Source organism: Flavobacteriales bacterium (assembly GCA_016712535.1).
Lineage (GTDB): Bacteria > Bacteroidota > Bacteroidia > Flavobacteriales_F > PHOS-HE28 > PHOS-HE28.
Genome location: JADJQW010000004.1, coordinates 24,930 through 40,489, shown reverse-complemented (window position 1 = coordinate 40,489; position 15,560 = coordinate 24,930). Strand labels below are relative to the sequence as shown.

The following is a 15,560-nucleotide window of genomic DNA, read 5'->3' as shown; positions in this document are numbered from 1 at the left end:
GTCTATCGATGTACTCTGAAGTAGGTCAGCCCACTAATTGGGATATCCTTCAATTTGTATCGCCCAAAGCCCCATTCGTCCTCCCGGTTTTGGACAGCGACCCACACGAACAGGCCGAAGCAAAGTGCAGATTCATTAAAGTCACGGAGACAGGCGGTGGTGTAGATCGGCTCGTAAACCGTTCCCATCCAATCGCTTCCCGGTATCCAACTCGAGGTCTGGATATCAGTACCATCAAAGCGTTCATTCAGAGCTACCATGATGGCATCATACTGTGCGTCGCTCAATCGCCCGCGCCAGCGATCAAAGTCTTGGCGATAGGGTATATCTGTGATTGGTCGCAGCGTGTCAATGTTCAGGATCATCGTATGTGATTGTGAGGATACTGGACTGGATCATGTCGTTTCCGCCCACTCCTTCGCAATGGTCTCGGCTTGCTCTAGAACAAGCTCCGTTGCCCTTGCCTGCTTGTCCGGTGGATAGCCATACCGGCGAAGGATCCGCTTCACAGCAACACGCAAGAGGGCTTTCACAGCATCGCGTTCGGTCCAGTCGATGGTGACGTTCGAGCGAATGCTCTTGACAAGATCTTGGGCGATCAGCTTAAGCGTAGGCTCACCGAGTACCTGCACGGCGCTGTCGTTCACCTCCAACGCATCATAGAAGGCGACTTCGTCATCGGATAAGCCAAGGTCCTCTCCGCGCTTGTCGGCTTCGCGCATCTGCTTGGCCAACTCAATGAGTCGTTGGATCACCTCCACCGTTTCGATCGCGCGGTTCTGATAGCCACGGATGGTCTGTTCCAACATCTCTGCGAAGGACCGGGCTTGCACCACGTTCTGTCGTTCACGACGGCGTACCTCTCCATTCAGCATCTTCCGCAAGAACTCCACCGCCAGATTGCGCTGGGGCATGTCCTTCACCTCATCCAAGAAGGCATCGCTCAGGATGCTCAGTTCCGGCTTCTTCAAACCGGCAGCAGCAAAGATGTCTACCACGCCACCCGGAGCAACGGCCTGCGATACCAACTGCCGTATGGCTTGGTCCATGTCCTCGCGGCTCTCTTCCCGGTCGACGACCTCGCGCTTGCGCAGCACAGCGGCAACGCTTATGAAGAAACGTACCTCCTCCACGATGGCGGTAGCACGTTCATGTGGACTAGCCAAGGCAAATGCTCTTCGCAGATCGTTGGTTGCAGACAGGAAGCGCGACTTGGCCGAATGGGTCTCATCACCGCCTTGCGCCAAGATATGTTCCTGTGCTCTGGGCAAGAGATTGAGTTTGTCTTGTGGTGCACCAGTGGTCCAAGGTGAACGATCGAAGTCATGGAAGAATGCTCCACAGACCTCGAACTTCTCCTGCATCACCGATAGGGCCTGCTCCTTGTCATGTGTAGCCTCTCCAGCGCCTCCGCTTTCTGTATATGTTGCGGTCGCTTTGCGCAGTTCGTTTGCTAAGCCCAGGTAGTCAACCACGAGACCGTTCGGCTTGTCGCGGAATACGCGATTTACGCGTGCGATTGCCTGCATCAGGCCGTGGCTGCGCATGGGCTTGTCCACGTAAAGCGTGTGCAGGCAAGGCGCGTCGAAGCCGGTCAACCACATGTCGCGCACAATCACCAGCTTCAGTGGGTCGTCGGGTTTCTTGAATCGCTTGGCCAGTTCCTCTCGGCGGGCTTTGTTGCGGATGTGATCCTGCCAAGTATCGGGGTCGCTGGCGCTTCCGGTCATAATCACTTTTAGCACGCCTTCCGCATCGTCGGTGCTATGCCATTCGGGGTGAAGCTTCGTGAGTGCATTGTACAGGTCCACGCAAATGCGGCGGCTCATGCACACGATCATGGCTTTGCCATCCACCACTTGCACACGCGCTTCCCAATGCTTCAATAGATCCTCCGCGATCAACTCCAATCGTTTCTCTGAGCCTACCAGTTTCTCCAGCGCGGCCCACTTGGTCTTTAGTCGTTCGCGGCCTTCGAGCTCCTCGCCTTCGGTTGCTTCCTCGAAGGCAGGATCCAAGTTTGGTCGTTCTTCCTCCTTCAGGTCGATACGAGCCAAGCGGCTCTCGTAGTAGATGGGTACCGTGGCACCGTCTTCCACGGCGCGCTTGATGTCGTAGATGCTGATGTAATCGCCGAAGACCGAGCGTGTGTCGGCATCGTCCTTCTCTACCGGTGTGCCGGTGAAGCCGATGAACGATGCGTTGGGCAAGGCGGTGCGCAAATGGCGCGCGAAGCCTTCAATGAACCCGTATTGGCTACGGTGTGCTTCGTCGGCGATCACCACGATGTTGCGCCGATCGCTCAGTATCGGATGGTCGGTGAACGCTTCATCTGGTAGGAACTTCTGGATGGTGGCGAAGACCACGCCTCCACTAGCGACGGCCAACAACTGCCGCGCTTCGGCGCGACTGCCTGCGCGACTTGGCCGCTGGCGCAACAGTTCATGGCCTCGGCTGAAGGTGTCGAAGAGTTGCTCGTCCAGGTCGTTACGATCCGTGAGCATAACGATGGTCGGGTTCTCCATACCGGGATGCTGCACCAACCGTCCGGCATAGAACAACATCGTCAAGCTCTTGCCACTGCCCTGCGTGTGCCAGATCACACCCACTCTACGGTCGCCCGGTGCGGCGTCCGTGCGCTTGAGGGCGGAATAGCCAGTTGCCGGATCCTGCGCGTTGGGGACAACTGTGGTCGCGCGAAGTGTTTCCTCCACGGCCACGTTCACCGCGTGGAATTGGTGGTAGCCTGCGACCTTCTTCAGCACCAGCCCACCGGGGTCATCCTCGAACACAGTGAAATGCCGCAACAGGTCCAGGAAACGGCGCTGCTCAAACACGCCGCGCACCATCACTTCCAGTTCCGGTGTATCCGATGGGGCGAGCTTGTCGCCTTCAATGGTGCGCCATGGCGCGAAGCGTTCTTTGCCGGTGGTGATGGTGCCTACGCGAGCGAAGAGCCCATCGCTGGCCACGCAAAAGAGGTTGTGCTGGAATAATGCCGGAACCTGCTTCTTGTAGGTCTGCAATTGCTTGAAGGCCGCTTCAACACTTGCCTGCGCGCTCGCAGCGTTCTTCAGTTCCAGCACCGCCAGCGGAAGTCCGTTCACGAACACCACCACATCAGCACGCCGGTTCACTTTGCCATCCACCACCGTGTACTGGTTCACCGCGAGCCAGTCGTTGTTGCTCAGGTCCTCGTAGTCGATGTAGCGCGCGGGCGTGTGGCCCTTGGTTCCATCGGCACGCTGCATGGGTACCGCATAGCCGTCCACAAGTATCTTGTGGTAGGCTCGGTTCTGGGTGATCAAGGCGGCATGTTGCGGAACCGTTATCGCGCGATAGGCTTCGTCGATGCCGTCCGTATCCAGCTCCGGATTCAGGCGCTCAATGGCATCGCGCAAGCGTTTGGCAAGCCACGCATCCGTGAAGCCTGCGCGTTCCTCGAACATCTCGCCGGGGGCCATGTGCGGCCCGTAGAGGACAGGGTAACCCAAGGCTTCCAACCACCCCAGCGCCAATTGTTCTATGTAGTCCTCATTCATCACCTTCCTTTTCTGTGCGGGTTTCCGCGTCCGCATCGTAGGCCTCCAGTTCCGCATCGTAGGCGCTCATGTCCACCGCGAAGAGCACTTCGCTTGCCGCATACGTGTAGCCGAAGATCTTCACTTTCTCATGTAGTTCATCCACGTACTCATTGAACACCGGCTTGTCACTATGCCTACGTCGGCTGTCATCCCTTGGCCCGGTATGGTCAAGGTGCATCGTGAACAAGTATGTGACCAAGGCGTCTGCCGTTCGTGCCGCGAACATCGCTTGTGCTGGCAACAAAGACAACGCGAACGCATCTTGACCATGAGAAGACATCCCAGCATGATTTCGCACTTCGCACAAGGCAGAAACCATAGTCTGCGTGGCGCCTACCAGCTTCCGAACCTTGCCCTGTAGTTCTGTGTCACCTGAATGGTCCTCAGGTACCAGCCTGATATTCTCTAATAAATGTCTGAAGAGTGCCGGCAAGTCGCTGCTGCCGTCATACACAACACTACGGTCTGTTAGAATTGTCTTGCAGCACGTCTCTACCAACGCCTTAGCGATATCGAAAACGTTGTTCGGGTAGGCGACAACGCTTGTCTCGATGAGCTCGATTTGCTGTTGCATGTGCCCAGCCCCTTTTAGGCGCGAAAGCACCTCGCGAGCTCCGGACATGAGGAAGGCTTCGGCCATGGCGATCAACCTTGTAAGCGCACTTCGCCACTCATGAGCTTGGGCAGCAGTGTATCCCGCAATGTGGCGAGGGTGACCGTTTCATCATGAAGTTGTTCCTTCTTAGCAAACAGCGGTGCCACGATCTTCTCGAATTGTTGAATGCGTTCTGCTGGTGGCAGCGGGAAGGTGGGCTTCTCCAAACCGTCCTGCGCCAAGCCATTCACGGTGGTGCCGTTGGTGTAGCCGATCACCTGTTCGCGCAACTGCGGTGCACAAAGGGCCAAATAGATGAAGTGGTTCGTAAGCGGTGAACCCGCCTTGGGTACCGCACGGAAGATGTGGTGCGTGAACAGCCCCATCTCGCCGAAGTACTTGGGTACAATAGCCGGACAGCCGATGAGCAGATGCTCGTGCCCTTGCTCGGTGTTCGCCACGATGACATCGCCTGGCTTGAGAACGTGTCGCTCTTTATAGTCGCCAGTGTACCACTTGACGCCATCGTACTTGTAGCCGCCACCCTCGTAAATAGCGTTGAGGTTATGCAGTGGCAAGCCTTCGCTTTCTGAAAGCCCACTGCCTTTGTAACTGAGGCCCTTGGTCACCTGTACGTGCTCTTCAAGTGCGACTTCTTCCCAACCGTCGGCTTCATCGACGAACCACTTCCTGAACAACGCCCGCGCCAGCTCCTCCAAGGTGCGGTTCGTCTGCCGGTTCAGCTCGATTTTATCGTCAAGGGCACCGAGGACGGAGGCGATTGCCAATTGGTCGTCGTGGTCTGGCACTTCCAATTCCAGCGCGAGTGCATCCTGAGGATTCACCCGTTGATGGCTTCCTGAAGTGCCTGTGACTCGCTGCTCCAGTTCTTCAGAGAAGGTTGGGCTTTGGCACAGGTAGGAAAGGAATCTTCGGTCAATGCCCTTTTTGGGCCGCAGTACAAGGAACTCAGTTGAAGCATAGCTCGGCAACGAGGCGTCGATCTCTGGTAGCCAAACGCGCGGGATCCGAGGGTTAAGCTTGGATACCAGAATAGCATCTTTAGGTACTGTGAACTTGTTGCTCTTGATCGACGAACCGGATTCAAGTTTTGGTGAGCGCCCTTCATCGAAAGCGGGCAGGCTGAAGTGAAACACTAGCCCTGCGCCGTGCTGCGCAGGGTTCTCTTGTTCCTTGTGTAAAGATGCAAGTTCAGAGAGAGGAAGGACCTGCCGCTCACTCATTGTCAAAGGTCAGGTTGGCGAGATTTGTACGGATAATGTCATCCAACTTGGAACCGTCGTCCAATTGACTTATCAACGTGGCGTTGAGGCGGTCGTATTTCTTGTCGAATGGTTCGCCGTCCTCTTCACCAGCCGCCGCACCCACATACCGACCGGGCGTAAGTATGTACTTGTGCAGTCGTACGTCTTCCAATGTGGCAGACTTGCTGAATCCCGATACATCCTCGTATGGCTCATCCCCATCTCCCCGCCAGTTGTGGTAGGTGTTGGCAACGCGGTTGATCTCCTCTTCGGTAAGTACCCGGTGCGTACGGCCCACCATTTCACCTTTCAGCTTGCTGGCATTGATGAAGAGGATACGGCGGCTGCGGTCCTTCAGTGCACGGCCTTCGCGGCCACGGCCGTTCTTCTTGTCGCGGGCTAGGAACCAGAGGCACACCGGTATGGCGGTGCTGTAAAAGAGCTGGCCGGGCAGGGAGACCATGCAATCCACCAAGTCGCGCTCGATCAGTTGTTTGCGGATCTCGTCTTCGCCACCGGTCTTGCCGCTCATGCTACCGTTGGATAGCACGAAGCCCGCCACGCCATGCGGTTTCAGGTGGTGCAGGATGTGCTGCACCCAAGCGTAGTTGGCGTTGCCTTCTGGTGGTGGTGCAATGCTCCACCGTACATCGTTTCGCAGGTGCTCGCCGCCCCAGGTCTTGATGTTGAATGGCGGGTTCGCCAGGATGTAGTCGAACTTTTGGTCGGGGTGCAAGTCGCGATGGAAGGTGTCCGCGGGTTCAGGCCCAAGGTCGCACTCTATGCCCCGGATGGCAAGGTTCATCTTGCACAAGCGCCAAGTGGTGGGGTTGCTCTCCTGACCGAAGATGCTGATGTCACCCACGCGGCCACCGTGTTCCTCCACGAACTTTTCGCTGAGCACGAACATACCGCCACTGCCACTGCACGGGTCGTACACGCGGCCCTTGTAGGGTGCAAGCATTCGCACCAAGGTGTTCACCACGCTGCGAGGCGTGTAGAATTCGCCGCTGTTTTTGCCTTCTGCGCTGGCAAATTGGCTTAGGAAGTATTCATACACACGGCCCAGCACATCCTTGCCCCGGCTCTCCTTGTCGCCGAGCATCATGCCACTGATCAAGTTGATCAAGGGGGCCAACTGCACCACGGCCATATCCGGATGGGCGTAGTCCTTAGGCAGCACGTTCTTCAGCGCGGCGTTCTCGCGCTCCACGGCGAGCATTGCATCATCAATGGTCTTGCCCAGCGTATTCAGCGTGGCCTGAGCCCGGATGTGTTCCCAACGTGCCTCCTTGGGCACCCAGAACACCCGGTTCATGGTGTACTGGTCACGGTCTTCCAGTATGGCTTGCACTTGTGCTTCGCGGTCCTTCAGGCCCGGTGGCAAGTGGTCGTCATGCTCAGGGTCGTCGATGTTCTTCTTGATCTCCGCGCGTGCCTCCGCAAAGGCATCGCTGATGTACTTCAGGAACAGCAAGCCGAGCACCACATGCTTGTACTCGCTGGCGTCCATCTTACCGCGCATCAGGTCGGCACTGCGCCAGAGCTCAGTTTCAAAGCCAAGTGGTTCGTTCGCCTTGGCGATGCTTTTGGCAGCCTTGCGGGCAGTGGTGGTCTTCTCTTCAGCCATAGTTTGTGTTCGGTACTCAAGTTACCGGTCCGCTACTGCGCTCGGTGTGTGTAGGATCAAAGGTGGAACGCGATCCCGCATTTCGCGTGACGGATTGAAGCGGAAAGCCCGCAAGCCCGGTAATCCGGGCGCGGACTTGGAGCGGAAAGCCGGACCCCGAGGCTTTGCGAGGGGGCACGCCCAAAACATCCTGCGTTCCAACGGACGGCTGTCGGTCTTGCAGCACTTGGTAACGCCCACGGCGTCCACCAGCACGAAGTGCGTTTTGTTGGTGGTGGCGCTGGGGCTCACCTTCTTCAGGCTGTCGGCATCGAGGGTGCGGGTGCCGCGGCCCTTCATCTGCTCGAAGTAGTTGCGGCTCTTCACGTCGCGCATGAAGAGCAGGCACTCCAGCGGCTTCACGTCGGTGCCGGTGGCGATCATGTCCACGGTAACGGCGATGCGCGGGTTGTAATCGTTGCGGAAGCGCGCCAGCAGGCCCTTGGGATCCTCCTCGGTACTGTAGGTGATCTTCTTGCAGAAGTCGTTGCCTTCGCCATACTCCTCGCGCACGATCTGGATGATGTCGTCCGCGTGACTGTCGGTCTTGGCGAAGATGAGCGTCTTGGGCACCTCCGTGCGGTGCGGGAAGATCTCCGTTTCCACCGCCTTCTTGAAGGCCTTGATGATCGTGCGGATCTGGCTGGGGTTCACCACGTCGCGATCCAGCTGCGTGCCGGTGTAGGTGATGTCCTCATCGGCCTGCTCCCAGCGGCGCTTCCGCGTAAGGCGGTCGCGCTTGTCCACCTGTTGTTGCGCCTTGATCTCGGCGCCTTTCTGCGTGATGCGCGTTTCGATCAGGTACTCGTCGTAGCCCACGTTCACGCCATCGGCCACGGCCTGCTCGTGCGTGTACTCGCTCACCACGTTCTCGTTGAAGAAGGCGTAGGTGCGGCTGTCCGGCGTGGCGGTAAGGCCCACGAGGTAGGCATCGAAGTACTCCAGCACCTGCCGCCACAGGTTGTAGATGCTGCGGTGGCACTCGTCGATGATGATGAGGTCGAAGAACTCCGGCGGGTAGTTCGCATTGTACTGGAGCGGTGGCTGCGGCTTCTTGCCGAGCACGCGCTCCACATCAGCGCCGGTCTGCTCCTCCGCGCTCGCATCCAGCGGCTCGCCCTGCAGGATGGAGTACATGCGCTGGATGGTGCTGATGCACACCTGCGCGCCGGCATCGATGAAGCTGCTGCTGAGCCGTTGCACGGTGTACAGCTCGGTGAACTTGCGGCGGTCGTCGTTGGGCGTGTAGCTCTGGAATTCCTGCTCGGCCTGCTCGCCCAGGTTCTTGGTGTCCACCAGGAAGAGGATGCGCCGCATGCGCACGGGCGGCTTCAGCAGGCGGTAGATGCTGGTGATGGCGGTGAAGGTCTTGCCGCTGCCCGTGGCCATCTGTACCAGCGCGCGGGGTTTGTTCAGGGAAAAGCTCTTCTCGAGGTTGGTGATGGCATTGACCTGGCAATCGCGGAGCTTGTCGGGGTCCAATGCACCGAACTGCTTCAGGCGCGAACGCAACGGTTCGGTCTTGAGCAACTCTTGCAGCGTCTCCGGCTTGTGGAAACTGAAGACCTCACGAGCGCGGGGCTTGGGATCGCGTTGGTCCCAATGCTTGGTGATCTCGCCCGTGCTGAGGTAGATGAAAGGAAGGGTGCTCTTGCCGACGGTCCAACGCAGTTTCGCGCTCGCGTACTCTTCGGGCTGGGCTTCATGGGCGGTGAAGCGCTCAGCTTCTTCGGGCTTCTTGGCTTCCACGACGCCGACCGGCACGCGATCCACGAAGAGGATGTAATCCGCTGGGCCAACATCGGTGTCGTACTCGCGGACGGCGACACCCAAAGAAGCCGAGGGTTTCAGGGCTTTCTTGTCCTGAACGGTCCAGCCGGAAGCGGCGAGCATGGCATCGATGCGCTCGCGGGCGAGTTGTTCCGGGGTGGGGGACATGGAGGGGTTCAAATTACCGCTCTCGGCCCAACCCGCTTGAAGAGAATCCCCCAGCAAACACTCATGCCCAATGAATAGCCGGTTAGCGGGTCCGCCAAGGCCTGAAAAGCTGGTGCATGACCGTTGTATGGTCACCACTATGGTATCACGTCCAGGTCTAGCGTGTTCACACTGTACTGCTGCACAAGAATTTGTTGCACCGTGTCCACAGGTATATCTTCATTCCGGATGCTGAGCCAATAGGTGCCTGGCACCAGACCCGTGTTTCGATAGTGGCCTATGCCTTGCGGCTCGAGTGTGAATACAGCCAAGTCTTCCAATGCTCCCAGCGCAAAGGCCTCGGTGGTGTATGCCTGCACAACCAGACCCGGTATTCCTTGCAGGTTACCGTCGTGGCAGAAGAGGTCGAAACCGGTAGGTCCGATGGTAACGCTATAGGCGTTGAGTACGCTGGCTGTGACACCAAGGACCTCGACGGCGTCAATACCCTGCGCACCACTGGTGATCCGCAGCCAGTACTGTTGCGCCGCCATTCCTTCCTTGCGGTACACGCCATTGCCAACGGCAGGCAATTCGAATGTAGCCAAGGCCGGGTCGTTCGAGGCGGCCAATACCGGTGAGACATACGCTCGTATCGTAAGCCCCGGTATGCCAGCGCCGTTCAGGTCGATGCAGGAAAGCTGCAGGATCGTGATTGGCGGCAGATCGATGGTGGTCTCACAGATCGTTTGTGCCTGCACATCGCAGGTGTACGTGGTATCCAATCCAAGCAACGCGTTGCGCGCACGCACGTGATAGGTCTGCGGCGGGATGCCCACTTTCTGATAGCTTCCGTCAGGTCCAGTGGCGCCTTGGAAGGCGGCACTCGCACAATCGCCCGCCTGGGCCAGGGCAGCGGTGGCGAACGCGCAGACGTTCACTTGCGGGATGCCGGCCCCGTTGCTATCGCGGATGACGAGGCGGAGCCCGGTAGGTGACGGCACGACGAAGCGGCACGTGATACGGGTGATCCCGCGTGAATTCACCGGGACCGACACCGTTGTGTCCAGCTGTTGATCCAGGCTACGGATGCGCGCATAATAGGAGGTGGTGGCCGTTTCGGTCTTGGACACCCGGCCGAACGAGTCGGTGTTCCCTTTGAAATAAGCCAGGTTCGAATCGTTCTGCTGGGCCAGTGCAAGGCTGGTGTACACGCGCACCCGAAGATTCGGCAAGGGTCCATCAGCCGCATCCGTGCAGGTGATGAGGAAACCGTTCTGGTCTGAATTCCCGGGTCGCAGATCGAGGTGCTGCTGCCCGGCTCCATCCGCTTGGATGGTGATGCGCCCGGAGTATTGGAGACCTTCGCGCATCTCGTGGGCGTACACATCGTAGCTCTCCTCTTCGGCAAGCCCCTTCACCAAGGCATTGCCGCTGGCATCGGTCTTCACGCTGAAGAGGTAGTTGATGGCGTCGTCGGTATTGGCCACGTAGATGTACTTGTCGGAATAATCCTGCGGCGTGCCCGTGCCGTTCACATCGTTAGTGATGGTGACATGGAGGCCAATGTCGCTTGAACCGGGCAGGGAATCGGGTTTGCGGCACCCGGACAAGAGCATCACCACGACTGGCGCAAGGAGGAGGGGCTTCGTCATAGCGCGAATAGCTTAAGGAGGCTCGTGAACAAGGAACTATCCAATGTAACCGCAATGGCGGGAGTTGCTTGATAGACCGACCCGGTCTCCAGCACTTGGCCGTTCTTGAGGTCCACGACATCGCTGCGGTACCACTGGCACAGCAGGTTCACGTTGAATCCTGGATAGAGGTCGTAGCTCAGGCCGAGGTAAAGGTCATCCTTGGGCTTGGGCAGGCCCACGCCTGCGGCGATGGCGAGTCTGCGCGGGTGGAAAGTGAACCGGTTGTCGTCCACCTCGGCACCTCCGCCGAAAACATGGAACTTCAAGCCGACCATGAAACGCGCCTGTTCGTTGGCGCGCTGCACATCGGTTAATTGTCCGCCGGTCACCGTAACCGTGGTCCGTGCCACCGAATCACCGAAAGGCACCGCATAGGATACACCGCCGAATAGCCGGATGCGCTGCAACTCATAGAGGTCGAAGGTGCCCGTCCGTAAGGTCTTCTTCTTGCTCTCGTCCTTCTCATCGAGTTGCATGAGGGTATAACTCACGCGTTGCTTCGCTTTCAGTGTGGTTTTCATCTCCACTTCCACGCTGCGCATGAGCGTGGTCTCCTCGGCGGGCTGAGCATCGACCTTGAACACGTCGAGGATGGAGTCCAGTTGGGCGTAGCGATGGCTTGCCCCTTGCTCAAGCGCCTCATGCTCGGGTTTTATCTTTCGTATGACGGCGTCACATACCGGCTTGCGGCTCAGATAAAGCACGGACTTCTGCCCCCCATCAAGCGCATTGATGTACTGGTGCATCTCCGGATCGCTTTGTCGGGAGGTGGAGATGTTCGCATGGAAATCTCTTGATTCGATGGCCGCAGCGGCCGTATTGCTGATCAAGCTTGTCAGTGCTCCCAATTGAGCGTTCACCTCCTCCGCCACGGCGGGATCGTGCGAGGTGATGGCCTCTGTTGTAGCCGTGAGTTCCAAGAGTTTTGCATCCCCCCGGTAGTTGTGTACCAGGAAATGGCGCTTCTCGAAGGTGTAATACTCCCCGCGAAGCGTGGGTGTCATGGAGCCGTAGGTTTTCGCCCCGTCGAAATGCCGCATGAAGTGTTGTCGATCCTTGTTGCTCAAGTACAAGAGCACGTCGTTGAGCACCACTGAAGGTTCCCGGAGGAACTTCGTGACAGCGTTGCGCGCGGCTGTTGAATCCGTGACCTCCTTGTTCCTTTTGAGCATGAGGGTCAATTCACTTTGAGCATCCTTCCGGGCCTTCACCAATTGTGCGAGTTCGGCAGGTGTGCGTTCCGCTGAGCAACAGGCCAGTTGCTTGTCGTAGGCATCCACCTCCCCACGGAGCAGCACGACCGAGAGCGTGTCCGAGGATCGTTTTGGTTTGGCGGGCCGCTTGAAGGGGTCCAGGGTAGCGACTCCGTTCGTGTACCAAAGCCATTCGATCATCCAATGCGCGATGAGGGAATCGCTCTGTGCGATCACCGTCTCCACCTTCGTCTTGCTCTGGTCCCACTTCGCCTGCACAGCACCGCACTTGTTCCCGTCTACTTCGTCCCTTGCTTCTTTCGCTATGGCCTCCAATTCCAAAGCACCACGATAAAGTCCTGCTTTGAGTGGTGCGATGTGGCGCTCATGCCGTCGCTTCGTTGTCGTGAACCAGGAGCGGACTTGCTCCGTGCGCTCTGGGGTCCGTTTCACGCTTATGCGCAAAGGCCCTTCAGCGATCTTTGGCTTGGGCTCAGTTGCAAAGTCATAAAGCAGCGTGCCACTAGCACTGAGTTTGGCGCTTTTCAAAGACCCCGTGTTGCTTCCTCGTCCCTGGCCGATTTCCACGATATAGCGGTATTCTCCGATATTGCTCGCCACCGCTGGTCGCTGAAGGTGTTCAGGCAGGAAAAGCGCCTCACCATTCGTGATCTTACCGCCATTCATCTTCTTGCGCAATCCATCTGCGTATGCCGATATGTCCCAGCGGGTATCCGAGCCACCCATGTCGGCGTTATTGAAAACCCAATTGAGTTCTCCACGAATCATACGACGCCATGTGGCCTTCAAGTGATTCTCCCAATGATCTAGTGGATCGCCTTTGAAGGTAACGGGCGACCCATCGGGCGATGTGAGTTGGATGGTGAGTCCCTTGAGTGTCCGTTCTTTGAGAATGCACTTCGTAATACAGCCGCTCGTGCGTGCATTGTTGTAGATGTATTGCGGCAGCCCATCAAGCAATGCGCCGTCGGTTCCGATCCGAATGACCGGGTGCGATACCCCCCGTACATCTTCCGCGTTCCACGGCCGATTCCGGAAATCATCTGTTTGTGCGTATGACATGGAGGGCAGCGCTGTGGTTGCGCCCCAAACGACGAAGGCCATTCCTGTCAGTCGCGATTGCATCATTGTGGAATTAGTTGGGTCTTTCATCCGGCGTACGTCTCACTCGCCCGGGTGCATCGGTCGAACCAATCGACCATTTCCTTCCGCGTTCGGCAGTCGTGCAGGACGCTGCCGAGCAGGGATTGGAATGGAGCAAGCCGTTTCTGCTTGTACCGTGCGATTGATTCATCCGACAGTCCGTCGATGTGCGCGATGTTGAAGCGCTCATTGAAATCGTATGCGATCGGCTTCAAGGCGCCCTCATCGGTGATCACCAGAGGATTCACCAGATCGGAGAGCAGGCGTTCATGGTATGCTGTATCCTGGCAGCTCCCCAGCAGGCCCGCATAGGCATCGCGCTGCTGCCACAAGCCCATAGCGGGCACCAGGTCGCAGGAAACCCTCACGCTCGCAGCGAGCTCATCGCCCAATGCCAAGGCTACGAGATAGAGCCTGGCCCGGTCCGTTTCGGAATACGGTGCGAATCCCTCCATCGTGCGCGCACGGCCCGCGAGGGCCACGGGCCTGATCTGTAACGCGCGGGCACCAAGGCTCGCCAGATGCATCGCCAATTCAGGCAGTTCCGGTAGCGCATCGCGCGTGATGGAAATGGCTGCGGCCACAGGTCGGCCTTGATCGGCCAGATATTCCAGTGCATGACAGGCATGCGCATAGGCGCCTGCCCGGGCCCGAATGCGGTCGTGAGTGCCAGCGAGCCCATCGAAGCTGATGGCTATGCCATCCAAGAGCGCGAGTGTGTCTTCCATCCGGGCATTGACCAGCAGCCCATTGCTGATCATGGTGACCCGATAGCCCATTTCCTTGGCCTGCTCGATAAGCCCACGCAGCGAGCGGTAAACCAGCGGCTCACCACCGGACAGGCTGATCATCTCGTAGCCCTCGGTCTTCAGGACAGCCAAGGCCCGGCCAATCGCCACCGGATCAAGGGCTTCCTTGTATTGCATGCCGGAGGAGGAATAGCAATGCAGGCACTGCAGGTTGCAGAGCCTCGTGGGGTGCAAGTGGATGGTGCGATCGGGCAGGAAGCCCGACCGCCTCTCCATCCGCTCTAGCGTGGCATGTTCAGCGAAAGCCCCAGTCATGGACGCCCTTGCAGTTCATCCACTTCAAAGGCCACGTGCACGCGGAACCGGTCCCAACCGATGATGCCATATGGGAACACTTCCCACTTGACGATTCCCAGGCCCTTGGTGAGGCCATCGAGCTTCGGTCGCTTATTGGTGAAGTAATCGCCGCAGATCCCGTACGGGCAAGGTCCGAGCTTCCCAAGCTCCATTCCTTTGATCAAAGCGCGGTCGGCGATGCGATTGATCACGGCATCGCTGAGCTTGTAATTCGCCAGCCTCTTGCTTAGTGTGGACGACAGTTGTTTGCTTGTGAGGTTCGCCATGCGTTCAAGGATTAAAGGGTTTAAGGGTTGTTTGTGTCGCTTGCGTTGTTCTGATTGACTGCCGCGGATGAAACAGGCGGAACACCTGAGCGGTGTCTATCCAAGGCAGCTAACGAACACGCATCGGCAAACTTCTTCGCCACATCGCTCCCCCCCTCCCCCCACAGCCGGTTTCTTACACGGGTCGTCCGGGCTTTTTACACGGGTCCTCCTTGTGATCCAAATGGGGCCTTGGCGAGCCCAATCCATCGCCGGGCGCCGGTTCCGTGGCGTTGCGAGCTGGAAACGCAATGCGCCGGCGCTGCTTCGTATGGCCGTACGCACCGGTGTTCACCACAAGCAGAATTGGCCTGCGGATGCTTGAATTCGCGGCAAGCAAGACCCCATGAGCGAGCATGTGAACGGAACCCTGACCGTGGCTCTGGCCGACGACCATGATTTGATGCGGGCGGGCATCGCCGACCTGCTGGAGCGGCATGCGCGTTACCGGGTGGTGCTGCATGCGCGCGATGGCCGTGAGCTGGTGCGGGCGCTAGAGGGCGGCGCGGAGGCGGCGCTGGCCATCGTGGACCTGCGCATGCCCGATATGGATGGCATCGCCGTGCTGGAATGGCTGCGCGCACATCGCCCGGGGGTGCGCACCCTGGTGTACACCTGGGACACCAGCGAGGCCACCGTGATGCACTGCTACCGCAACGGGGCGGACGGCGTGCTCTTCAAGGACGAGGTGCCCGAGAAGCTGCTGACCGCCCTCGACACCGTGGCCGCCGGCGGCATCTACCACAGCGCTTTCAGCCAGCGCGTGCTGCTCGAGAACCCCGACGGCCTCACCGCGGAGGAGCGGCGGCGCAACAGGCTATTGGCGCAGATCTCCACACGCCAGCTGGAGGTGCTGCAGCGCATCTGCCGCGCCGACGATCCCACCTACGAGGTGATCGCGCAGGAGCTGGGCCTGAGCCGCCGCACCGTGGAGAAGCATGTCGGCGAGCTCATGGCACTCTTCGGCGTGCACAGCAAGACCGCCCTGGCGCTGTCCGCCGTGCGCGTGGGGCTGATGGAGCTGGGCCGTTGAGGCGTCGGCAGTGCATGCACGGTTGAGGCGAG

The 15,560-nt window shown here is 58.6% G+C and carries 11 protein-coding genes; 1 reads left to right on the top strand and 10 read right to left on the bottom strand.

The features are described from left to right. Positions 1 to 2 precede the first annotated feature (2 nt). The 10 genes from IPK70_14725 to IPK70_14680 all read right to left on the bottom strand — a co-directional run bounded on the left by IPK70_14725 (position 3) and on the right by IPK70_14680 (position 14,456). Positions 3 to 365, bottom strand: coding sequence for a hypothetical protein (locus IPK70_14725; GenBank protein ID MBK8228414.1), 363 nt, complete (start codon positions 363 to 365; stop codon positions 3 to 5). Between the two features lie 30 nt (positions 366 to 395). Beyond that, the gene (locus tag IPK70_14720) at positions 396 to 3,542 is read right to left on the bottom strand and encodes a type I restriction endonuclease subunit R (protein MBK8228413.1); all 3,147 of its coding nucleotides are present in this window, start codon (positions 3,540 to 3,542) and stop codon (positions 396 to 398) included. After that, positions 3,535 to 4,224, bottom strand: a complete 690-nt coding sequence (locus IPK70_14715) for an abortive infection family protein (GenBank protein ID MBK8228412.1) — start codon at positions 4,222 to 4,224, stop codon at positions 3,535 to 3,537. Before IPK70_14715 ends, IPK70_14720 begins: the two co-directional genes overlap by 8 nt. A 5-nt stretch (positions 4,225 to 4,229) precedes the next feature. Then, the gene (locus IPK70_14710) at positions 4,230 to 5,423 is read right to left on the bottom strand and encodes a restriction endonuclease subunit S (GenBank protein ID MBK8228411.1); all 1,194 of its coding nucleotides are present in this window, start codon (positions 5,421 to 5,423) and stop codon (positions 4,230 to 4,232) included. Then, positions 5,416 to 7,074, bottom strand: coding sequence for an SAM-dependent DNA methyltransferase (locus IPK70_14705; GenBank protein ID MBK8228410.1), 1,659 nt, complete (start codon positions 7,072 to 7,074; stop codon positions 5,416 to 5,418). The genes IPK70_14710 and IPK70_14705 overlap by 8 nt, the downstream gene beginning before the upstream one ends. A 21-nt stretch (positions 7,075 to 7,095) precedes the next feature. Continuing rightward, positions 7,096 to 9,051 carry a DEAD/DEAH box helicase family protein gene (locus tag IPK70_14700; GenBank protein MBK8228409.1) on the bottom strand — a complete coding sequence of 652 codons (1,956 nt, stop codon included), beginning with the start codon at positions 9,049 to 9,051 and terminating at the stop codon, positions 7,096 to 7,098. 137 nt (positions 9,052 to 9,188) lie between these two features. Continuing rightward, entirely contained in the window at positions 9,189 to 10,685 is a 1,497-nt protein-coding gene (locus IPK70_14695) for a hypothetical protein (GenBank protein MBK8228408.1), read from the bottom strand. Next, the gene (locus IPK70_14690; protein ID MBK8228407.1) at positions 10,682 to 12,373 is read right to left on the bottom strand and encodes a hypothetical protein; all 1,692 of its coding nucleotides are present in this window, start codon (positions 12,371 to 12,373) and stop codon (positions 10,682 to 10,684) included. The genes IPK70_14695 and IPK70_14690 overlap by 4 nt, the downstream gene beginning before the upstream one ends. Positions 12,374 to 13,089: 716 nt before the next feature. After that, positions 13,090 to 14,109 (bottom strand): radical SAM protein, encoded by a 1,020-nt coding sequence (locus IPK70_14685; GenBank protein MBK8228406.1) that lies wholly within the window; start codon positions 14,107 to 14,109, stop codon positions 13,090 to 13,092. 35 nt (positions 14,110 to 14,144) lie between these two features. Further along, the gene (locus IPK70_14680) at positions 14,145 to 14,456 is read right to left on the bottom strand and encodes a hypothetical protein (protein ID MBK8228405.1); all 312 of its coding nucleotides are present in this window, start codon (positions 14,454 to 14,456) and stop codon (positions 14,145 to 14,147) included. A gap of 385 nt (positions 14,457 to 14,841) precedes the next feature. Between IPK70_14680 and IPK70_14675 the strand changes: the two genes are divergently transcribed. Next, a complete protein-coding gene (locus IPK70_14675; protein ID MBK8228404.1) occupies positions 14,842 to 15,528 on the top strand; it encodes a response regulator transcription factor in 687 nt (228 codons plus the stop codon). The last annotated feature ends 32 nt before the right edge of the window (positions 15,529 to 15,560 follow it).

Coding starts and splice junctions, on each gene's coding strand:
- IPK70_14725 (MBK8228414.1), bottom strand. CDS start 365: ATGATCCTGAACATTGACACGCTGCGACCAATCACAGATATACCCTAT.
- IPK70_14720 (MBK8228413.1), bottom strand. CDS start 3,542: ATGAATGAGGACTACATAGAACAATTGGCGCTGGGGTGGTTGGAAGCC.
- IPK70_14715 (MBK8228412.1), bottom strand. CDS start 4,224: ATGGCCGAAGCCTTCCTCATGTCCGGAGCTCGCGAGGTGCTTTCGCGC.
- IPK70_14710 (MBK8228411.1), bottom strand. CDS start 5,423: ATGAGTGAGCGGCAGGTCCTTCCTCTCTCTGAACTTGCATCTTTACAC.
- IPK70_14705 (MBK8228410.1), bottom strand. CDS start 7,074: ATGGCTGAAGAGAAGACCACCACTGCCCGCAAGGCTGCCAAAAGCATC.
- IPK70_14700 (MBK8228409.1), bottom strand. CDS start 9,051: ATGTCCCCCACCCCGGAACAACTCGCCCGCGAGCGCATCGATGCCATG.
- IPK70_14695 (MBK8228408.1), bottom strand. CDS start 10,685: ATGACGAAGCCCCTCCTCCTTGCGCCAGTCGTGGTGATGCTCTTGTCC.
- IPK70_14685 (MBK8228406.1), bottom strand. CDS start 14,109: ATGGAGAGGCGGTCGGGCTTCCTGCCCGATCGCACCATCCACTTGCAC.
- IPK70_14680 (MBK8228405.1), bottom strand. CDS start 14,456: ATGGCGAACCTCACAAGCAAACAACTGTCGTCCACACTAAGCAAGAGG.
- IPK70_14675 (MBK8228404.1), top strand. CDS start 14,842: ATGAGCGAGCATGTGAACGGAACCCTGACCGTGGCTCTGGCCGACGAC.